Here is a 20,020-nt window from a genome sequence, read left to right as displayed (position 1 = left end):
CGCCGAAGCGACCCGCCCTGGCTTCACTCTTCGCGATATGGCCTATCTCGGTCGAACTGGAGGCTGAGCCGAACTGGGACGTCCAGCGCGTCCCATATCTCGTCCTCCCGATAAATGCGGCCGGCCTCCAGGTAGCTGGGCGCCGGCGCCAGGGGGACGAAGAGGTCCCTGCCGGCGTCGGGCGAGGCGAGCCACAAGATGACCGCGCAGAGCGCCGGAATCCTCAGCATGTGGAGTTCGTAGTCATCCGCCTGGATCTCGGCGTTCTCGGAGAGGTCCGCGAGGGTCCGCGTCGTTGACTGCACGAATGGTCCCATGTTGACCTGCTGCAGCCCGGCGGGCCGCCCGTCGGCGTCGGCGGAGACCTCACTGCTCGCCAGCACACGTGAACCCCGCCCCGCCAGGTATCGCCAGCCGGTGACCGCCGAGTCGCCGAGCGGTCGGCGCGCGGCGAGGTCGTCCAGCCGGACGTGGTGCACCGTGTGCGGCATCAGAAGTTCCAGCTCATCCGCCCGCAGTGCCATCAGGTCCGCGGCCTCCAGATCCCGGGCGGACCTCGCCAGGTGCTGGAGGCCCGTCAACGCTATCTGCTCTGAATTCTCTGGCGGCGACGCGTAGTTAATGGCCATTGACTTGCCTACTCCGATGATGGGCAACGTGAATGGGAGGGGTGTGTGGTGGTCATCTTCGACAGGTCGGCCAGCGGGCATCCCCGCGCTGGATTCGTCACGTCGTATAGTATGTGCGAGTCCATTGTCCTGAACCTTGGTATGACACGTGAAAGGTGTCGTAGGGGATGAAGGACTGGCCGTAGAACGGGTCTTCGATGTAGAGGTATCTTTCCAGGACGTACGGGTCCACGCTGATGACGATATCGGCGTAGCCGCTTATCAGGGGACTGTGCCCGCCGCCGCCACTCCAAGCGATGGCTGTGACTATCGGCCGCCTTGCGGCGATTTCGTTTTCCAGTAGGGACGCCGAACCGCTGTCCTCGATCTGACCGCTGTGACCCACCCGTTTTAGGGCAAGATACTCAGATCCGGGCTGGTTGCAGGCGGGGGTGGGGCCGAGATCGTCCCGGCAGCAGCTGTCGTCTGAGGAGTAGCCGAATTCGTCGTCTATGACAAGGCACTGCAGCCATACGCTTGCCGGCTCATAGTAATGCGACACGCTCACCGCCGTCGCCACCCAGCACCAATTGGTTTGCTGTTGGTGCTCCATGGAGAACGGAAAACTATCCCCTGCCATAAGCCCTGCCCACCTTCGGCTGACGGTGCAAGTGTTCTGCGGCGTGCTCATCAGGCCGCCGAGCGCCGTTCGTCGGTCGGCTGCTGAGCGGTCACCCCGCCATCGCTCGCAACCCACCGGAAGGCGACATGATGTTCGGGCGGATTTCGCGAAAGAACCGGAACGGGGTCGCCATGCCGCCCGCTTTGAATCGCTCGCGGCCTTCAGATGCAATGTGCGGCGGGTGTCGAAGCGGGACCGATACGACCGTCTGATATGGCCGGTGCCGGGGTGCCCTTGGGGCCCATATACCCCAGAAATTTGGGCTGCACACTGGTGCGGGAGATCCTGCCCGGGCGCGCTGGAAGGGGGCTCGTGGCCGTCGGGTCCGTGCGGCGTCACATTCGGGACTTCAGGACGGCGATCTCGGGCCACGGGTCGAAGCCGTGCTCGCGCAGCCAGCGGACCACCGTCAGACTTCGGAACGACCACCACCCGTGGATCACGTCGAGGTCGACGTCGCCGCCGTAGCCGGCGAGGACGTCGGCAAGGCGTTCTTCGTGACCGAGCGTCAGGATGGCGAGGTCGAACAGGGCGTCGTCCTGACCCGCCTCGGACCAGTCGATGACGCCGGTGACCTCGTCGCCCTCGACGAACACGTGGGTGACCTGGAAGTCGCCGTGCGCGAAGACCGGCGTCCACGGCCGGAGCGCGGCCTCGGCGACCCGGCGGTTGCGCGTGACCACGTCAGCGGAGAGGACGCCGTTCGCGACGATCCACTCGCACTCGCGGTCGAGACGCGATGCGAGCTCGTCCAGGCTCCGCCCAGGCCAAGGCGGCAGCGGCGCGTCGTGCAGCCTCCGTGCGGCGGCGCCCGCCGCGGCCCACGCGGCGGACGACGCGGTCGACGGCTCACCGAGACGGCCGAGTGCCGTCCCGGGGAGGGCGGCGAGCGCGAGCACGGGCGGCTTGCGCCACAGGACGTCCGGAGTCGGGATCGGCGCCATGGCCATCGCCTCGACCTCGACGTCGGTGCGCGTCTGATCTCCGTCGACCTTCAGGAACACGTCCCCGACACGAAGCGTCGCGCGCTCGTTGTGGGCGACGACGACCTTGACCTCGTCCATGCCGACCATCTTGAGTGACGAGCACCGGCACCGCGACGGGATTATCGCGTGCGACGACGTGGCCGCCACCCGCGATGCCCGGCGGCCTCGTGTGCTCTCTCTCCTAAGCTGGACCGTCCAGTCCAATGAGTGAGGTGCCGTGGAGAAGAAGCTGACGGCGAAGGGCATGGCCACCCGGAACCGGATCATCGCCGGTGCGGCCGAGGTGGTGCGGGAGACCGGTGTCTCGTTGGTCACCCTGGACGACGTCATGGCGCACACCAGGGCGAGCAAGAGCCAGCTGTTCCACTACTTCCCCAAGGGGAAGGACGAGCTGCTCCTCGCGATCGCCCAGCACGAGGCCGACCAGGTCCTGGAGGACCAGAAGCCCTATCTCGGCCAACTCGACTCGTGGGACGCGTGGCGGAAGTGGCGTGACCTCGTGATCGAACGCTACGAGAAACAGGGGGACCGCTGCCCGCTCGGCTCACTGTTCCTGCACGTCGGACGCGCTACCCCGGGCGCGCGCGCCATCGTCGTGGAGATGCTGCGGCAGTGGCAGGAGAGCCTCGCCGTCGGCATCCGGTCCATGCAGGCCGCGGGCCTTCTGCCCGAAGACGTCGACGTCGAGCGCAGGTCGGCCGCGCTGCTGACCTCCATCCAGGGCGGCGTGGCGATCCTCCAGGCGACCGGCCAGTCGGCCCACCTCCGCGCCGCACTCGACCAGAGCATCGAGGACCTTCGCCGCAGCGCCGTCGCCCAGCCCTAAGTTTGGACTTGCTAGTCCATTTTTCCCTTCGCATAGTGGCATCCGCCCGCACCGATTCCGGTCCGGGCGGCATCGAAGGAGACTCAGATGAGTGGACGGCTTGAGGGCAAGCGCGCGCTGGTCACCGGCTCGACCAGCAACATCGGACGCGCCGTCGCGGAGGAGTTCGCCGCCGAGGGCGCACACGTGATCGTCTCCGGCCGCAACGCCGAACGTGGCGCCGAGGTGGTGGACGGCATCCGCGCCCGCGGCGGACGCGCCGACTTCGTCCAGGCAGACCTGGACGGAACCGCTGACGCCTCGAACGCCCTCGCACGCGAGGCGGCGTCCATCCTGGGTGGCGGCATCGACATCCTGGTCAACAACGCGGGCATCTATCCCGCCGACAGCACGGCGGCCACCGACGAGAAGACCTTCGACCGGGTCTACGCCGTCAACGTGAAGGCCCCGTTCTTCCTGACCGCCGCCGTGGCCCCGGCCATGGCCGAGGCGGGCAGCGGAGCGATCATCAACCTGGGCTCGTGGATCTCTCGCCTGGGCCTGCCCGTCGGCGCGGTCTACAGCTCCAGCAAGGGCGCGATGGAGACCCTCACCCGGGCCTGGGCCGCCGAGTTCGGCCCCCAGGGCGTCCGCGTGAACGCGATCTCTCCAGGCGTGGTCATGGACGCGACCGCGGACGCCGCGGACAGGGCGGCACCCATGATGAAGGGCACCCCGGCGGGACGAATGGGCGAACCGGTGGCCATCGCCCACGCCGCCGTCTATCTGGCGAGCGATGAGTCCGCGTTCGTCCACGGCATCGTCCTGGACGTGGACGGCGGCCGAACCACGGCCGCCGTCATCGCCGCCTGACCAAGTCCCCAAGCCCCGGAACCGGCCTCGTGTCTGCGGGGCCGCCGGGATCATCCGATGCCGGGTTCTGTCCACTGGGCGTGATCGAGATGTCGGTTGATCTCGGTAGGTTTCTGGCATGAGTCTTGTGGAACTGAGCGAGGCCGAGGCCGCCGAGCTGGCCGCCGAGTTGAGCGGGATCATCGTCGACTACCCCTCGGGGGACCCGCGCTTGACGCTCCAGCAGTGCGCCGACCGGCTCGCGGCGGACCCGGGCGGTCCCGAGCGCGATGGGCTCGTCCTCATTTTGTACGCCACGTCCTGGTACGCGATATCGGGACGGATCGGCGCGTCCTCACTCCTCCGGGACATGGCATCGTCGCTGCGTGCCGCGCTGGCGACGCTCGACACCGATGCCTGCGACGGCGACCATCCGCACGCCGAGCGCGACAGCTGGGAACTGGAGGCGATCGCGACCCTCGGGGCCCAGCTGCTCACGGAGCAAGGCCGCCGCTTCTCCGAGTCCGACGAGTCCGATGAGGACGACGAGGATGACGAGGATGACGAGTACGACGAGGATGAGCTTCCCGTGGAGGCGTGGCGCTGTCCGAAGGTCCTCGCAGCGCTCGCGGCGGAGGCCGTCGAGAACCTGTCGGAGGCTCTGCGGAAGATGGGCGGCGAAGGGATCCTCGACGGTCTCGACGAGCGGTACGTCGGCCCGGACGGACGCGTCGACGTTCTCCTCCTCGTCCGCACGGCGCACGACAGGCTGCGGAGCCATGACGCGTCGGCCGCAGCCGGGCTGTGGGCCGCCCGCCGGATCGTCTCGGACGGGGCGGACGCCCAGCAGGACCGCCTCGGCACCCTGCTCGCCCTCGGCCTCTGCGTCTCGGTCTGGTACGAGGGTCTCGTCGACCCCTACCTGCCCGCGATGGAGGCCGCGATCGCCACCATCGACCTCGCGTCCGGCGAGGCGCCCTGCCCGCACGGCGACACACCCCACCCGTGGTCGGCCATCCAGCAGCGTGACCGCCTGGCCGCCATCACCGCCCTCTTCGACCCCGAGGCCACGTCCGCCGAGACGCTCGCGCTCTGGGACTGCCCCCGCAACCTCGCCGACCTGGCGCGCGAATGCCTCGCGGACTTCAAGGACTGGCGCACCATGCGCCAGTACGACTGACGCGTCGGCTCCTGGATGAGCTCATCTGGCGGCCCGTCCACCTTCTGGACGCCACGCCGCACGACCCCGGCCACGCCCGAGGACGGTCGAGTTCGCGGGCGTCGACCTTTGATGTGGTCTGCTAGCGTCACGCATTTTGGACACTGACAGATGGGCCATCGTGGTGATCACCAATCCGGAAGTCGTGAACGCGCTCCGGCAGCTCGACCGACCGATGCGCATGATCGTGACGGGCGGCGGGACCGGCGGGCACACCTACCCCGCGCTGACCGCCGTCCGCACGCTTCAGGCCGAACTGCGGTCCGTGGGAGCCCCGCCCGCCGAGGTGCTGTGGGTCGGCAAGGCCGACAGCCTGGAGGAGCGCGTCGCGCGCGGCGACGGCATCGGGTTCACGGCGGTGGCGACGGGGAAGATCCGCCGGAGCGCCAACCCGCTGCGCATGCTGTCGGCGCAGAACATCAAGGACATGTTCCGCGTGCCGCTGGGCGTGTTCCAGGCGTGGTCGGCCGTGGGGCGCTTCCGTCCGGACGTCGTGCTCGCCACCGGCGGCTACGTGGCCGTCCCGGTCGGGCTGGCGACGTCGCTGCGGCGGCGTCCGATGGTCGTGCACGAGCAGACCGTCCGGCTGGGGCTGACCAACCGGACGCTCGCCCGCCGCGCGACGCGGATGGCGGTGTCGTCGGAGTCGACGCTGCCGCTGCTGCCCGAGTCCGTCCGCGAGAGCGCGGTCGTGACCGGCAACCCCGTCCGGCCGGAGGTCCTGGCGGGGCAGGCGGAGAAGGCCGCGGCGTCGCTCGGCGTGGACACCCGGTTCCCCACCGTCTACGTGACGGGCGGCGCGCAGGGCTCGCAGCAGATCAACAACCTCGTCGTGGACGTCCTGCCCTGGCTCCTGGAGCGCGCCACCGTGCTGCACCAGTGTGGCCCGGACAACGAGGGCGCGATCCGGCAGGCCACCGCGAACCTGCCGCCCGCGCTCGCCGGCCGGTACCGCCTGGCCGGGTACGTCGGGCCGGAGCTCCCGGACGTGCTCGCGCTCGCCGACGTCGTGATCGCGCGGAGCGGCGCGGGCACCATCGCCGAGCTCACCGCCCTCGGGAAGCCGTCGGTGCTGGTCCCGCTGGCCAGCTCGGCGGGCGGGGAGCAGGCGCACAACGCGCGGTACCTGGAGCAGTCCGGCGCGGCGGTCGCGCTCATCGACGAGGTCACGCCCCGGCGCCTCGCCGACGCCGTCGGCCCCCTGCTGGCCGACCCGGCCCGGCGCACCGACATGGCGCACCGGGCCCGCGCGCTCGGCCGTCCCGACGCCGCCGCCCGCCTGGTCGACGTCGTCCTGGCAACGGCGCTGACCTGACCGGCCCGGCCGGCGCCCGCTCGCGCGGCGAGCTGAGATCAGGCCGCGGCGGTTTCGCTCTCCTTGAGTAGTTCGTCGAGGACGTTGAGGGCGCGCCAGGCCTTGGTCATGCCGAAGAGGGCGGAGAAACGCACCACGGCTCGCACGTCTTCCGGGGTGGCGCCGGCTCCGAGGGCGCGGCCCACATGGGTGTGGAAGCTCTCGCTCAAGGTCTGGAAGAGGACGTCGACGGTCATGGTCGCGAATGCGCGTTCGCGCACGCTGAGCATCTGCATGCCGGCGCGCATTCGTGACTGGAGGGTCATGTAGTCGGCGAAGCCCTCGTCCAGGCGGCGGACGGTCTGGAGCAGCGCTTCGGGGAGCGGGCTTCCCGTGCCGTCGGCGTTGACCGCGTGGCCCGCGCCCGTCGGGACCACGCCGAGGTCCCCCTCGATCGCGACGAGCCGTTCGAGCGCCACCGCAGCGGCCGGGTAGCCGCTGTCGTAGGAGATGAAGCGGAGGAGTTCCCGCAGGTCGTCGGGGGAGAGGCCGTGCTTGTAGGCCATCCTCACGTGCTGCTCGAACGGCGTCCCGAGGGTCTGCTGGCAGACGTCCGCGACGAGGCACAGCAGGGTCTTCTCGCGTGCGGACAGCTCGGGGAGCCCGTCCCAGAGCGCGCGGTCGGTGGCGTCGTGCATCTCGGCGAACACGGAGTCCCGGGTCTGGAGGTCCATCGGTCGTCCTTCCTAAGTGAACACCTGTAGTGCTACGACTGTAGGGCAACGGGCGTGCCCCTACAATGTCCGACCATGGACACGACCTCCGCGCCCCGGGGCCGCAACCCGCGCGGCCAGGGCGCGCGGCTGAAAGAGGACATCGTCGCGGCGACCCTCCGCCTGCTGGACGAGCTGGGCGACGACCAGGCACTGTCCCTCCGCGCGGTCGCACGCGAGCTCCGCATCGCGGCGACCTCGGTCTACATCCACTTCGCCGACCGCGACGAACTCGTCCTCGCAACACTCGAACGCGCCCACCACGACCTCATGCAAGCCGTCGACGAGGCGGAGGCGGAGCAGACCGACCCGGCGGGGAAGTTGCGCGCCCGCGCCCTGTTCCTCGGCCGGTGGGTATGGGAGCACCCCGGCCTCTACAAGGTGATGCATGAGAGCACGCTCAACCAGCGCGAATCGATGGAGTTCAAGCAGGTCCTGGCCGAGCGCACCACCGCGGCCGTCCAGCGCTGCATGGACGCCGGGCTGGCGCCGTCCGACGACGCCGCGGCGGTCTCGCTGGACCTGAGGACGGCCGTTCACGGCGCCGTATCCATGCGCATCAACCAGCCGGACGCCCCTTGGCCCCCGTTCGAGACCCAGGTCAACCGCTTCCTCGCCAAACTGGTCGGCGTCACCCTGCGTTAGAGGAGAACCCCGGCGCCACGCGCCACCTGCCGTTTCGCCGGCGAGGCATGAAGCACCGGCCTGGCCGCCCGGGAGCGTGGAATACCGTCGCCCGCCCGGCGCGGCCGGGTGGGCACCGTGAGGGGTCACTCCACGTCGTCTTCGCCGTCCCCGTGGGCGGCCGGTGACGCGATGGCGTGCCGGGCGTTGCTGCTTGAGGCGAAGCTCCTCCTCGGGACCTTGGCGCAGGTGGCCCGCTCGTGCTTCAGCCAGTCGGGGTTCTCGGCCTTCAAGGCCTCGACCTCGGTAGTGGTGAGGGGGCCGTGACGCCGCCTCAAACCAGGCCGGACGCGGTTGGGGGCTGATGGAGGGTCATGCGGCCGTAGGCCCCGGTGAACGGTCACCGGGGCCTGATCTGATCGTGGGTCAGGTGAGGGTGAAGGCGAGCGGACCGGCCAGCGGGTCGTAGCCGTCGTTGTAGAAGAGCCAGGCGGCGTAGTCGCCCGGCCCGGGCAGCCTGCCGGTGTCCAGCGAGGTGCTGCCGTTGATGTAAGGCGTGTACGCCCAGACGAAGGAATCCTGCGGCGGACGCGTCGCGGCGGCGGGGTAGAGGCCGATCCAGTTCTTGTCGCTGAGCTTGCTCGACGGGACGGAGTAGCGCAGCGTCAGGGCCGTGCCCCGGGCCACGGTGGACCAGTCGGTGGTCAGGGTGCCCCTCACCACCGGCACGGGGGGCGTCCTCGGGGCCGGAACGTTGAGACCGGGCGTGTGGTAGTAGGGAGGGAGGGCGGTGAGCCCGGCCGCCACTTGGGCATAGGTGCCGACGATCCTGGCGCCGCTGCCCCAGTTGTAGACCATCGCGGTTTCATTCTTGATGAACAGGGTCTCTTCATTCGACTGGTCCGGTGATTTGAACATCACGGCCTGGTCGAAGTCGCTGTTCATTGTCGAGGGCACATTAACCCAGTTCCATCGGGGAAAGCCGGCCAGGGGGCCCTTGTAGGAACAGCCGCCCGTGGAGCCCCACTTGATGACCGCGCACTGGTTCCCCTTGAACAGCATGGTGCTGCCGTCCGGCAGTCCCATGACGGCGTTGAGGTCGCTGCGGAACCCGTCCGGGATGTGGCGCCCGAAGTCCGGCATCTCGGTGATCAGCCCCTGGTAGCGGGGCATGCCGCCCCACTGCCAGTCCAGGCACTGATCCATGTGGAGGAGGACCGTCCGCCGGGTGCCCGGGGTGATCCGGACGTCGAACGCCGCGTCGGTGTGGCTGGCGAACGGCTCGGGTATCCCGGTGAGCTGCTTGTCGTAGGCGTCCACCAGTCGCCCATCCGAGATCAGCTTCTCCGTGTTGATCCTCGCGACCTTGTCGGCCTGTAGGAACATCGCCTCCCATGGATCGACCTGCCCCGGAATGATCGCGGTGTAATCTGTGGTGCCCGCCCGTACGAACGCCATTCCTGCTCCTCCCAGTCGGGCCCTGGTAGGCCCATACGCCGCTGACGTTAAGAGCTAACGATCGGCGCTCACAATGAGCAAAAAATGTTTGGTTGGGCCGAAACAAACCGGGTGGACGGCTCTTTTCCATTGCGGACGCCCCTTAGGTCTCGGGTCCACACTCGGCCACGATCGTCACGATCCGCTCCGCCCCCTCTCCCTCGCCGCGAAGCCGCAGGTCCGGGTCGAAGCGCCCAAACCTCGAGTCGGCCGTGGGGGAGATCGCGTTCGCTTCTGTCACCCTCATCCCCCCAGTCCCGCAAGAAGGCCATCGCAAACATCGTCGTCGCGCGACCTCATGCGGCCATCACCAGCGCGGCGGCGGCGAACATGAAGCCGCACGTGGCAGCCGGAAAGTCGCGTTCGCCGTACCTCCCGCGATGAGTTGCGGCGTGCCGCCCTCTATGTCAGGGCCATACGCCACGAGTCAGCGCCAGCGGGGCGAGGGAGAAGAGGTGTGATGCGGATATGTAAGGCCCGAAGCTGGCTTATGATCATGACGTCGCCGGTGGGTGGCTACTGCTTCGGGAGGGCGGCATGACTGCGGACATCGTCAGGACGTGGGTCGCGGGCTGGGCGGTGTCACGGCGCACGCCCCCGCCGGTCGTGAAGCCCTGGGGTTACTACATCGAGGTCGGCGACAATCCCGCAGAGGTCGGGCGACACGTCCTCCCGGTGGCGGACGAGGCGCTGGTGCGCAGCGCGGCCGTCTCGGTGGCGACGCCCCGGACCTGGATGAAGATGCCCGCCGAGCCCGAGGAAGTAGAGCCCTGGATGACGCCGGGGTGGGTCGTGGCATGGGAGGAGACCGGCCACCTGATGGCCATCGACCTCACGGCCACGCACCCGGCCGCTCCCGATGGCTACACGGCGGCCACCGAGACCATCGGCGATGTCGTCCATGTTCGTGTCCTGGACGCGGCGGGCGAACAGGCGGCCAAGGGCCAGATGGCGCTCCTCGGGGAAGCCGTCGTGGTGGACCGGGTCCTGACCGAGGAGGCGCATCGGCGCCGCGGGCTGGGCGCGTTCGTGATGCGCACGCTCGCCGACCAGGCCGTTGAGCTGGGCGCGACCCTGGGCGTCCTCGGCGCGACAGACCCCGGACGCGCGCTGTACGAGACCCTGGGCTGGAAGAAGCACTCCACACTGGCGGAGTGCATCTACCAGCCCTGACGCAAGGCAGGCGGGCCATGGCCCCGCCCCGTCCACGGATGTGAGCGCCGGGGGAAAACACAGAGCGGGCCGGGCACGTGGGCGTGCCCAGCGACCTGATCTCCAGTGGCCGGGTCGCGGGTGGCGTGCAGGGACCAGGCGGCCTTCCGCAGGTATTTCAGGACGCAGATCGGGTCGATGACGATGCGGGTGTCCACGGTGCAGCATGCGGCTTCGGTACGGGGGAGTCGAGCCGGTCGCGGGCTCCACCGATGAGTACGAGTCTCGGCTGTGGTCGGTGTTCACTGAAGAACTCGGGTGGAGATGAGTAGGCGTACTCATGTCCGGTTCTTTCTGGGGACCTAGGGTTCGAGCACGTGAGCCCTACCTGAGCCGCAGGAGCGCTGATGCGCGACATCGAACACCAGACTCGGCCAGCTTCGTCCAGTGGGTCTGTCGCCGCCGAGAACGGACTGGTGGGTGTGATCGTTCATGCCGTCTTCCTGGTGGTCCTCTGTGCCCCCTTCCTCCTGTTCGTCGGCAACTTCAGTGATGAGCCACTGTCCCCTGAGGCGCTGCACGCGGCACACTGGTGCGACGTTGCTGCTCTGGGCTGTGTTGTGGTGGCGGCACTGCTGGCGGGGATCGCGGTCATGGTCGGCTTGCGGCTTCGTCTGGGGTACTGGGCCGCGTTGATCATCGAAATCGTCCTCGGATCGGTCGGCATCGCAGCAACGCTGCTCTACAGCGCCACCGTCGTCGTGGCCCCACTGTCGACGGTGATCTCCTGCGCTGTCTGCGTCTGCTTCTATTTCCCGCTCACCCACTCCAGGCGCCACCGCTGACGGGATTCTCGCTGGTGCGGTGTCCACGACCGTGCCGACGCCATCTCAGACGAGGTGACGTTGGCGGACACCGCACAAGTGGGCCGGTGATGGAAGGGCCACCTGGAAGCAGGCTGTGGAGGGCAGTGCTGCAGCAGGCATCAGTCTTGGCCGCTCCAGCGCAAGTAGGTGCTGGGCTTCTCACCCTTCAGGTGCGTTCGGGAACTTTCGGCGCAGGAGGTTGAGCTGGGTGTGGAGGTCGTCCCAGGGGAAGGCGCCCTCGCCTGGTTCGGTGGTGTCGGAGTCGGGCGCGGGGAGCCGGACGGGGTCGAGGACGACGGTGACGCCCCAGGCGCGGAGTTCGGCGATGCTGCGTTCGAAGGCGGGATGGCGGGCCAGGGCGACGTTGGTCCAGGGGACGGCGACGATCGGACGGCCCAGGCCGACGGCCTCGTTGAGCAGGCCCAGGGCGAGGGTGTCGCTGATGCCCTGCGCCCATTTGTTGATCGTGTTGAAGGTGGCCGGGACGACGGCGAACGCGTCGGCGGGCGGGAGGACGTCGGGTTCCTCGGGACGCTTGTAGTCGGAGCGGACCGGGTAGCCGGTGAGGTCGCGCAGCTCGTCGCTCGCGATGAACTTCGTCCCGGACGGGGTGGCGATCACGCAGACCCTCCAGCCGTCCGCTCGAAGCCGGGGGACGAGGCCCGCGATGTCGGCGGCGGGACGTCCGCCACATGTGATCAGGTACAGCACCGGTCCGTCGGGCACGAGTTCTCCGTTTTTCAGCTGCGAGTGTTACGCCCAGCCTGCCACGTGCGCGAACGAGGCGATCAGGCGGATTCGGCTATCGCGCGGGTGGGAGCACCTCGCCTTCGTCGCAGAAGAGCTCGGCCTCGACCTTGCGTGGTTGCGGGTCCTTGCCGGTGAGTTCCGCGTAGACGTGGACGGGGAAGGCGTACTTGTCCCCTCCATTGGGATCCGGCCACACTCCCTTCTTCCCGTAGGTGACGAAGGTGAGGCGGAGCTTTCGCTGATCGTGTCCGTAGGACAGGCAGGCGAACCAGTTGGGGTCAGCGTTCTCGTCCTGGCGAATCTCGGCCTGGACAGGCCCTTGGAGCGGCGCGGAGAAATGGTCGATGAGCCATCTCGCGCCCGCTTCGCCGTCGGCCAGCCGGCGATGAGTCGTCAGATCCACGTCGAACTCGGCGAGCTGGGCCGCGTCACGCTGACGCAGCCGGACGATGACGTCGGAAACCCTTTCCCGCAGCCTGGAGTCGCCGCTGCCGGTGAAGGTCACTCCCGCGGCCAGGCGGTGGGGTGCGTGTCGCTCTTTCGGCCACCACGCGACCGCGGCTGCTGTGACCGCGAGTAGAAGGGCTCCGGCCAACACGAGAATCGAGCGCATCGGTGTCACCCTTGGATGTCAGCGAATCCGGCTGGCGGGCAGTCGATCGCAGTGGGCGAGGGGGTTTGTCGGCCTTTGGCCAGGTTCGACGGCGCCAGTACATCACTGCCCGACTTCCAGTGAGAAGAAGCTCGGCTTCCATGAGGACGCGTTTCCACTTGAGGACGACTGTGCTCATAGTCGTGTCGGCGCCTGGCCGGAGGTGGGGCCAAGGGTGGTGAAGAGGGCGTTCAGGGCGGCTGGGTAGGCGTGTTCTGAGGGGGCGGCGAAGCCGACGAGGAGTCCTTGGGGGCGGCCGTCGGGATTGTGGTGGAGCTCGGAGAGGCCGCGGATTCCCACTCCGGATGCCTTGCAGCGGTCCAGGATCTCGGCTTCGGACAGGCCGTCGTCCGGGAGGGTGAGCAGGCTGTGCAGGCCGGCGGGGACTCCGCGGACGGCGAGGCCGGGGACCGCGGTGACACGGTCGAGCAGGACGGCGCGGCGACGGCGGTAGCGCAGGCGGGCGGCGCGGATGTGGCGGTCGTAGGCGTGGCCGGCGATGAGGTCGGCCAGGACCAGCTGGCTGAGGGTCTCGGTGTACAGGTCGGCGTCCTGCTTGGCCCGGACGACCTCCGGCACGAGGTGGGGAGGCAGGACCATCCACGCCAGGCGGAGCGCCGGGCCGAGTGTTTTGGAAGCCGTTCCGCAGTAGACGACGTGGTCGGGGGCGATGCCTTGCAGGGCTCCGACGGGTTGGCGTTCGTAGCGGAACTCGCCGTCGTAGTCGTCCTCGACGATCACGCCGCCCGTGGACCGCGCCCATGCGCACACGGCCTGGCGGCGGACGGGGTGGAGCGGCACACCGGTCGGGTACTGGTGCGAGGGTGTGAGGAACACGGCCCCGGCGCCGGGTGGTAGCAGGTCCACGCGAGCGCCCTGTTCGTCGACCGATAGCGGCGTGGTCGAGATCCCACCGCGCTGGACGGCCCGCCGGAAGATGTTGTGACCGGGGTCCTCCACGGCGGCGGACGTCGCTCCAGCGGCGGCCAGCACGCCGCTGAGCAGGCGAACTCCCTGGTAATAGCCGGACGTGATCACTATCCGGCCGGGTGTGGCGACGACGCCGCGGGTGCGGCCGAGGTAGTCGGCGAGGGCCTGGCGAAGCTCGATCCGCCCTTGGGGGTCACCGGCCGCGAAGACCTCTGGACGGGCGCCGGTCAGCACCCGCCGTGTCGCCGCGAGCCAGGCGCTGGTGGGGAAGGCGGTGAGGTCGGGGCGTCCGGGCCGCAGGTCGTGGCGGGGACGCGTCGGGCCCGGCGCGGACGGCTCGGCCTCCGGCGTCCGCGATGCCGACCCGGCCACGGTGGTGCCCGATCCCGGCCGGGTGGTCAGGAACCCTTCCTCGGTCAGCTGGTCATAGGCAGCCGTGACGGTGCCCCGGGAGAGGCCGAGGTCCTGCGCCAGCCCTCGCGTGGACGGCAGGAGCGTCCCGGCGGGCAGGCGTCCGTCCTGGATCGCCGCGCGCAGGGCGGCCTCCAGACCCGCCCGCCGCCGCCGCCCCGTGACCCCAAGGTCGAGATGCAGGTCGAGCCCGGAACCGGACCAAGAACGTGTCATGCGACTGGATCTTAATTATGGTCCAGTCGCCTTCTAATGTCAGGATCCGGACATACCGCCGAACGAAGGAACCACCGCGTTGATCGTGATCGCCCATGTCAGCGACGTCCATCTCGACACTGGTGAACGCGCCACCGAGCGCACCCGGGCCGTCATGACCTACCTCGAGGATCTTCCCCACGACCTGGACGCCGTCCTGGTCACCGGGGACATCGCCGACCACGGCCGTCCGGGGGAGTACGAACTGGCCCGCGAGCTGCTCGCATCGAGGCATCCCGTCATGGTCTGCCCCGGCAACCACGACGACCGCGCCGCCTTCCGGGAGTTCCTGCTGCGGGAGCCGGCCTCGAAGGCGCCGGTCAACCAGGTTCGCCACGTCGGCGGTGCCGTGATCGCGCTCTGCGACTCCTCGATCCCGGGCATGGACGAGGGGCTGCTGGAGGAGGAGACCCTCGCCTGGCTGACCCGGGTGCTGGCGGAGACCCCGGACACGACGCCCGTCCTCGTCGGGTTCCACCACCCGCCGAGCCTGCTGCACGAGCCCTTCATCGACGGCCTCCGCCAGTTCCACACCGAACGGCTCGAGGCCCTCGCCGACCGCCACCCCAACCTGGTGGCCTTCCTGAGCGGGCACGCGCACACCGCGACGGCCACCACCTTCGCCGGACGACCGTTGCTGGCCGCGCCCGGAGTCGTCTCCACGCTCCGCCTCCCTTGGGAACACCGCTCCCACCCCGGGGACTACGTCTTCCTCGACCAGCCACCCGCGCTCGCGTTCCACATCCTGGACGACACGGGACGGCTCACCACCCACTACCGGTCCGTCCTCGGCTGAACGATCCGGAGCCCCGCATGTCCCGCAAACTGGTGATCTTCGACAACGACGGAGTGCTCGTCGACAGCGAGCGCATCTCGCAGGGCGTCCTGTCCGCCTACCTGACCGAACTGGGCTACCCGACGACGCTCGAGGAGTCCGTCCAGCGCTTCCTCGGCAACGCCGCGCGCAACGTCCACGAGGTGGTCGCGGACCGCTACGGCGGCAGCCTGCCTGACGACTTCACCGAGCGCTGGCACGAGCGCGTCTTCGCCGCCTTCCGGCAGGACCTCACCACCACCCCGGGCGCCGTGGACCTCCTCGTCGAACTAGGCCGGCGCGGTATCCCGTACTGCCTGGCCTCATCCTCCGACCACGCCTGGATCGACCTCACCCTCGACAAGACCGGCCTGCGCGCCCACCTTCGTCCCGAGGTCGTCTTCAGCGCCCAGGACGTGGGCGGCGTGGGCAAACCCGCACCCGACCTCTTCCTGCACGCCGCGGCCTCGTTCGGCGTCCACCCCCGGGACTGCCTGGTCGTCGAGGACAGTCCCAACGGAGTCCTGGCCGCTCGCGCCGCGGGCATGGACGTCCTCGGCTACACCGCCCTGACGCCCGCCGAAAGCCTCCGCGCCGCTGGTGCGACGCACCTGATCAGCGACCTGTCCGAGGTCATGGACCACCAGTGATCCCCCTCCGCTGTGCTCGCGGGAAAACCCTTCGGCGGGCGGACGTTGCGGCGCCTAGCCTGCTCGCCATGGAATCCAGCGGTGCGAGCGAGTTGGTCCGGACGGGCTACAACGCCCTGTCACACCACTACCGCGCCGACGACGATCCGGCGGAGGAGTACGACGGCTGGCTCGATGGCCTGCATGAACGCCTTCCCGAGCACGCCGACGTCCTGGACCTCGGTTGCGGATGCGGTCTTCCGGCCGCCCGCCGCCTCACCGCCGCCGGGCATCGCGTGACCGGCGTGGACATCAGCGACGTCCAGATCGAACGAGCCCGCCGCCTGGTCCCGGGCGCCACCTTCACCCGGGCGGACGCCACCCGGCTGAGCCTGCCGCCGAACTCGCTCGACGCCGTCGTCTGCCTGTACGCCCTCATCCACATGCCACTCGACCGGCAACCAGCGCTACTGCAGAACATCGCCCGATGGCTGCGTCCGGGAGGCTGGCTCCTCGCCACCACCGGCCAGAACGCCTGGACGGGCACCGCCGACAACTGGCTCGGCGGCCCCGCGCCGATGTGGTGGAGCCAGGCCGACGCCGCCACCTACCGAGCCTGGCTCCAACAAAGCGGCCTGGAAATCATCACCCAGGAGTTCGTGCCCGAGGACGACACCGGCCACGCCCTCTTCTGGGCCCGCCGCCCCGACACCACCGAACGCCCGGTCAGCCCGCAGCGGCGTTGAGGAGGATCTCCGACAGTTCTCGCGGCTGGGAGAACATCGGCCAGTGGCCGGTGTCCATCTCAACGAGCCGCCACCGATCGCTGGTCAGAAGATCGACGACGTCGGGGGACGGCTCGGGGTCCTCCAAGGTGCACTTGACGTAGGTCGCCGGGAGATCGCCGAGGGGCTGTTCCAGCACGGCGGGTTCGATCAGCGAGTCTCCTGGATGCGCCGTCGAATCACGGATGATCCGTGCGATCTGCTCCTCGGTGAGCCCCTGGCCCTCGAAGTGCGTCGCCGGCGCCGGCGGCCAGAACCCTCCGTTCTCGGCAATGGACGCCTTCACCATCGTCCCGCCGTCCGGCCATAGCGCGACGAACGGCTCCCCATCAGCCGGGACGCTCGAGTCCACGAAGACCACACGCGTCAAACGGTCGCCGATCCGCTCGGCGGCTTGCCCGACCGGGATGCCCGAATAGCTGTGCCCGACCAGGACGACGTTCCGCAGATCCCGGCGTTCGACCTCGTCGACGATGTCCTGGACGTGAGTCTGCTGCCCGGCCTGTACGCCCTGCTTCTCGGCAAGGCCGGACAACGTCAGCGGGTGGACGGCGTGACCGGCCGCACGCAGATACGGCACCACCTCGTCCCAGGCCCACGCCCCGAGCCGCGCACCAGCAACCAGTACAAAGTTCGCCATGCCCGCACCGTAGCGAAGCGGTGCTGCTGCAGTGCCGAGCCGCTATGCCCGGTGCGCGTGTCACTTCGCAATCAGGCCAGTCGCAGCTGCGATCCCGCTCAGGGTCTGGCGCAGGGCCGTCGCCTGCTCGGCGCGCCTGGCGCTCCCTTGGCCTGCTCCTCACATTGAACGGCGCGGTTCAGATCGGCGACGCGGCATGCCGAGGTGCTCGTACCGGCACGGCGACGACACTCGATCCTTATGGACGCTGATCGAGAATTTCCTTGATCACGGTGTTGAAGCCCTGCGGGGGACGGCCGAGGAGGTCGGCGACGTCGTTCGTCGCTCGGTCGTAGCGGTTCTCGCCATGGAGCCTGGCCATGGTGGCGATGTGCTCGAACACGTGGTCCGGTAGGCCTTGGTCCTTGAGGTCGTGCTCCGACCACTCGTCGTAGGGCACATCGACGTACGTCACCTCGCGTCCCAGGGCGGCGGAGAACTCGGCCGCGATGGCCGTCATGTCGCGGGATCGGGCTCCGGTCAGTTCGTGGACGCGCCGGACATCGGGGACCGGGGCGAGGAGGAGTGTCGCGATGACCTCGGCCACGTCGGCGGCGGCGATCGGTGAGGTCCGGGCCGAGCCGAAGGGGAGGCGGATCGTGTCGTCCCGCCGGATCGAGGCGGCCGCGACCTTCGTGAAGAGCGGATTCTCCATGAACACCGTGGGCCGGACGTGGACGACCGGCGCCCCCGACCAGTCGAGGACGCGTTCGGCCAGGTAGTGAAGCCGCTGCTGCCGGGACTCGGTGTCGCTGATGAGATCCATCTGGGAGACGGTCATCTGCGAGATGCTCACCAGCGACTCCAGGCCGGCGCTTTCCCGGGCGGCGGCCGCCACGGTGGTGGCGGCCTCCAGGTACGCGGGCGACACGCTCATGCCGAAGTAGGCCCGAGGGCAGCCGTCCAGTGCCTTGACCACGTCCGCGCCACGGGTGAGGTCGCCGACCAGTACCTCCACGCCGCCCATCGTCCGCAGGCCCGAGGCGCGTTCATCGTCGTGGTGCACGAGAGCCCTGACAGGCACACCCTGTGCCCGCAACCGCTCCAGGACCCGCCGTCCGACCCCGCCGACGCCGCCGCCCGCGCCGGTGACAAGGACAGGGTCAACGGGCACAGCGATCACCTCCTTCAACACGGCTCCTTCCCCCCGGCTCACATCGAAACCGTCCTTGGGGGCCTCGCGGGGGAATGCTCAGCGTGATGTCCGGAATCCGCCAGAAATGTGCACTGGCCCAGGTCAGCCTGGCGGCCCGGTGACCCAGTGATCGATTTCCTGCGGTTCGCGACCCGGCGACACCACGAACGCGCCGAACGCCTCGCGCAGGGGTGGGGGTTGGCCTGGGGGACGAAACGGGCGGGTGAGCGTGGTCGGGGTGGACGAGTTCAGAAGCGGGCCGGCTGGCTACGGTAGGGCGGATGATGAGGGTCGATGTGCTCGGGAAGCGGCTGCGGGAGCGGCTGCCGGGGTTGGCGGAGGAGAACGGGGTGCCGGGGGTGGCCGTGGCCATCGGCGCCGGCGGGGAGCTGGTCGAGGAGGCGGCCGGGGTCCTGAGCGCCACGACCGGCGTGGAGGCGACGGTCGACTCGGTGTTCCAGATCGGGTCGATCACGAAGGTGCTGACGGCGACCCTCGTGATGCAGCTGGTCGGGGAGGGTGCGATCGATCCCGACGCCCGGGTGGGGACCTATCTTCCTGGGTTCCGGGCGGGGTTCCCGGACATCACCGTCCGGCAGTTGATGTGCCACACGTCGGGGTTCGAGGGGGACGTCTTCACCGACACCGGCAAGGGGGATGACTGCCTGGCCCTGTACGTGGACCTGCTGGCCGACGTTCCGCAGCTCTTCGAGCCGGGCGAGATGTTCTCCTACAACAACGCGGGTTACTGCGTGCTGGGACGGATCGTCGAGGTCGTGCGGGGCAAGCCGTTCGACGCGTGCATGAGGGATCACCTGTTCGGGCCGTTCGGCATGACGCACGCGGCGAACGATCCGTACGAGGCGATCCTGCATCGTGCGGCGGTGGGGCATCTCGGGGGGAAGCCGAGCCCGGTGTGGGCGATGGCGCGGTCGAACGCGCCGGCGGGGTCGATGCTCGCCATGACGCCGAGGGATCTGGTCGCCTTCGCCAGGGCGCACCTCGCCGACGCGAACCTGCGAGCCATGCGGGAACCGCAGGTCACGCTGCCGGACATCGGGTGGGGGACGGCGTGGGGGCTGGGCTGGGAGCTCTATGACCTGCCGGGCGGGCCGGTGTTCGGGCATGACGGGAACACGATCGGGCAGTCGGCGATCCTGCGGGTGGATCCCGGCCGCGACGTGGTCCTGGCGATCCTCACCAACGGGGGGAACCCGAAGCCGTTGATGAAGGAGATCAGCGGCTGGGTGCTGGAACCGCCGGACGAGCCGGCTCCCGATCCGGCGGCTCGCGTGGACGTGCGGCGCCATGCCGGCACCTACGTGTCGGACACGAGCGAGACCACGGTCAGCGAGGACGACGCGGGGCGGCTGTGGCTCGACCGGGTTCCGCTGGGGATCGCGGCGGAGGTCGGAGACGAGCCGTTCCGGACGGAGCTCGTCGGATGGCGGGGCGACTCGCTCCTGCCCGTCGCGCCTGGACACGGGCCCGTGGCGTTTCTGGGGGATGACGGAGAAGGAAGGGCCCTCTACCTGCACACGGGGCGGGCGGACGTTCGTGCAGGCGGACGAATCCAGGGCTGAACATTCGCCGGACCGGACGAACACCGGCAGTGGTGGGCC

General features: G+C 69.3%; 22 protein-coding genes. 11 read left to right on the top strand and 11 right to left on the bottom strand.

Features of this window, described 5'->3' with window-relative positions; translation table 11 throughout:
* Positions 1-23 precede the first annotated feature (23 nt).
* From AB0L06_RS35270 to AB0L06_RS35260, 3 genes are all read right to left on the bottom strand, one after another.
* On the bottom strand, positions 24-656 hold the full coding sequence (locus AB0L06_RS35270) for a hypothetical protein (protein WP_500235513.1): 633 nt from the start codon (positions 654-656) through the stop codon (positions 24-26).
* A gap of 70 nt (positions 657-726) precedes the next feature.
* The gene (locus tag AB0L06_RS35265; protein WP_500235512.1) at positions 727-1,221 is read right to left on the bottom strand and encodes a papain-like cysteine protease family protein; all 495 of its coding nucleotides are present in this window, start codon (positions 1,219-1,221) and stop codon (positions 727-729) included.
* Between the two features lie 404 nt (positions 1,222-1,625).
* A complete protein-coding gene (locus tag AB0L06_RS35260; RefSeq protein ID WP_500235511.1) occupies positions 1,626-2,354 on the bottom strand; it encodes a phosphotransferase family protein in 729 nt (242 codons plus the stop codon).
* A 139-nt stretch (positions 2,355-2,493) separates the two neighbouring features.
* Here AB0L06_RS35260 and AB0L06_RS35255 point away from each other — a divergent pair, with 139 nt between their 5' ends.
* The 4 genes from AB0L06_RS35255 (at position 2,494) to AB0L06_RS35240 (ending at position 6,467) form a co-directional block, all read left to right on the top strand.
* Positions 2,494-3,102, top strand: coding sequence for a TetR/AcrR family transcriptional regulator (locus AB0L06_RS35255; protein ID WP_500235510.1), 609 nt, complete (start codon positions 2,494-2,496; stop codon positions 3,100-3,102).
* Positions 3,103-3,189: 87 nt separating this feature from the next.
* Complete coding sequence (locus AB0L06_RS35250; protein ID WP_500235509.1) at positions 3,190-3,954, top strand: SDR family NAD(P)-dependent oxidoreductase; 765 nt, start codon at positions 3,190-3,192, stop codon at positions 3,952-3,954.
* A gap of 118 nt (positions 3,955-4,072) precedes the next feature.
* The gene (locus tag AB0L06_RS35245) at positions 4,073-5,113 is read left to right on the top strand and encodes a hypothetical protein (RefSeq protein WP_500235508.1); all 1,041 of its coding nucleotides are present in this window, start codon (positions 4,073-4,075) and stop codon (positions 5,111-5,113) included.
* A 214-nt stretch (positions 5,114-5,327) separates the two neighbouring features.
* Positions 5,328-6,467, top strand: coding sequence for a UDP-N-acetylglucosamine--N-acetylmuramyl-(pentapeptide) pyrophosphoryl-undecaprenol N-acetylglucosamine transferase (locus AB0L06_RS35240; RefSeq protein ID WP_500235593.1), 1,140 nt, complete (start codon positions 5,328-5,330; stop codon positions 6,465-6,467).
* A gap of 38 nt (positions 6,468-6,505) precedes the next feature.
* Here AB0L06_RS35240 and AB0L06_RS35235 read toward each other — a convergent pair whose 3' ends face one another.
* Positions 6,506-7,180 (bottom strand): carboxymuconolactone decarboxylase family protein, encoded by a 675-nt coding sequence (locus AB0L06_RS35235; RefSeq protein ID WP_500235507.1) that lies wholly within the window; start codon positions 7,178-7,180, stop codon positions 6,506-6,508.
* A 75-nt stretch (positions 7,181-7,255) separates the two neighbouring features.
* Between AB0L06_RS35235 and AB0L06_RS35230 the strand changes: the two genes are divergently transcribed.
* Positions 7,256-7,864, top strand: coding sequence for a TetR/AcrR family transcriptional regulator (locus AB0L06_RS35230; RefSeq protein WP_500235506.1), 609 nt, complete (start codon positions 7,256-7,258; stop codon positions 7,862-7,864).
* 125 nt (positions 7,865-7,989) lie between these two features.
* On the opposite strand, the gene AB0L06_RS35225 is transcribed toward AB0L06_RS35230, so the two are convergent.
* Both AB0L06_RS35225 and AB0L06_RS35220 read right to left on the bottom strand, forming a co-directional pair.
* Positions 7,990-8,136, bottom strand: coding sequence for a hypothetical protein (locus AB0L06_RS35225; protein WP_500235505.1), 147 nt, complete (start codon positions 8,134-8,136; stop codon positions 7,990-7,992).
* 133 nt (positions 8,137-8,269) lie between these two features.
* Positions 8,270-9,301, bottom strand: a complete 1,032-nt coding sequence (locus tag AB0L06_RS35220; protein ID WP_500235504.1) for a hypothetical protein — start codon at positions 9,299-9,301, stop codon at positions 8,270-8,272.
* Between the two features lie 576 nt (positions 9,302-9,877).
* Here AB0L06_RS35220 and AB0L06_RS35215 point away from each other — a divergent pair.
* Positions 9,878-10,513: a GNAT family N-acetyltransferase gene (locus AB0L06_RS35215; protein ID WP_500235503.1), complete on the top strand. Its 636-nt coding sequence runs from the start codon at positions 9,878-9,880 to the stop codon at positions 10,511-10,513.
* A gap of 386 nt (positions 10,514-10,899) precedes the next feature.
* Entirely contained in the window at positions 10,900-11,337 is a 438-nt protein-coding gene (locus AB0L06_RS35210; protein WP_500235502.1) for a hypothetical protein, read from the top strand.
* A 180-nt stretch (positions 11,338-11,517) separates the two neighbouring features.
* Here the strand turns inward: AB0L06_RS35210 and AB0L06_RS35205 are convergent, their stop codons facing one another.
* The 3 genes from AB0L06_RS35205 to pdxR all read right to left on the bottom strand — a co-directional run bounded on the left by AB0L06_RS35205 (position 11,518) and on the right by pdxR (position 14,317).
* Positions 11,518-12,084, bottom strand: a complete 567-nt coding sequence (locus AB0L06_RS35205; RefSeq protein WP_500235501.1) for a flavoprotein — start codon at positions 12,082-12,084, stop codon at positions 11,518-11,520.
* Positions 12,085-12,160: 76 nt separating this feature from the next.
* A complete protein-coding gene (locus AB0L06_RS35200; RefSeq protein ID WP_500235500.1) occupies positions 12,161-12,721 on the bottom strand; it encodes a hypothetical protein in 561 nt (186 codons plus the stop codon).
* A 174-nt stretch (positions 12,722-12,895) separates the two neighbouring features.
* Positions 12,896-14,317: a MocR-like pyridoxine biosynthesis transcription factor PdxR gene (gene pdxR, locus AB0L06_RS35195; protein WP_500235499.1), complete on the bottom strand. Its 1,422-nt coding sequence runs from the start codon at positions 14,315-14,317 to the stop codon at positions 12,896-12,898.
* Positions 14,318-14,402: 85 nt separating this feature from the next.
* Between pdxR and AB0L06_RS35190 the strand changes: the two genes are divergently transcribed.
* From AB0L06_RS35190 to AB0L06_RS35180, 3 genes are all read left to right on the top strand, one after another.
* The gene (locus AB0L06_RS35190) at positions 14,403-15,152 is read left to right on the top strand and encodes a metallophosphoesterase (protein WP_500235592.1); all 750 of its coding nucleotides are present in this window, start codon (positions 14,403-14,405) and stop codon (positions 15,150-15,152) included.
* 17 nt (positions 15,153-15,169) lie between these two features.
* Complete coding sequence (locus tag AB0L06_RS35185) at positions 15,170-15,820, top strand: HAD family hydrolase (RefSeq protein ID WP_500235498.1); 651 nt, start codon at positions 15,170-15,172, stop codon at positions 15,818-15,820.
* 68 nt (positions 15,821-15,888) lie between these two features.
* Positions 15,889-16,545, top strand: coding sequence for a class I SAM-dependent methyltransferase (locus AB0L06_RS35180; RefSeq protein ID WP_500235497.1), 657 nt, complete (start codon positions 15,889-15,891; stop codon positions 16,543-16,545).
* Here AB0L06_RS35180 and AB0L06_RS35175 read toward each other — a convergent pair.
* Positions 16,526-17,224 carry an alpha/beta fold hydrolase gene (locus tag AB0L06_RS35175; protein ID WP_500235496.1) on the bottom strand — a complete coding sequence of 233 codons (699 nt, stop codon included), beginning with the start codon at positions 17,222-17,224 and terminating at the stop codon, positions 16,526-16,528. The two genes, AB0L06_RS35180 and AB0L06_RS35175, sit on opposite strands and share 20 nt — an antisense overlap.
* Before the next feature lie 238 nt (positions 17,225-17,462).
* Complete coding sequence (locus AB0L06_RS35170; protein ID WP_500235495.1) at positions 17,463-18,377, bottom strand: NAD(P)H-binding protein; 915 nt, start codon at positions 18,375-18,377, stop codon at positions 17,463-17,465.
* Between the two features lie 302 nt (positions 18,378-18,679).
* Between AB0L06_RS35170 and AB0L06_RS35165 the strand changes: the two genes are divergently transcribed.
* Positions 18,680-19,981 (top strand): serine hydrolase domain-containing protein, encoded by a 1,302-nt coding sequence (locus AB0L06_RS35165; protein WP_500235494.1) that lies wholly within the window; start codon positions 18,680-18,682, stop codon positions 19,979-19,981.
* Positions 19,982-20,020: the final 39 nt, after the last annotated feature.

This window comes from Spirillospora sp. NPDC052269 (assembly GCF_040679435.1).
In the GTDB taxonomy this organism is placed as follows: Bacteria; Actinomycetota; Actinomycetes; order Streptosporangiales; family Streptosporangiaceae; genus Spirillospora.
Note: the sequence above shows the minus strand (reverse complement) of the source record. Positions and strands in the feature narration are given on the sequence as shown.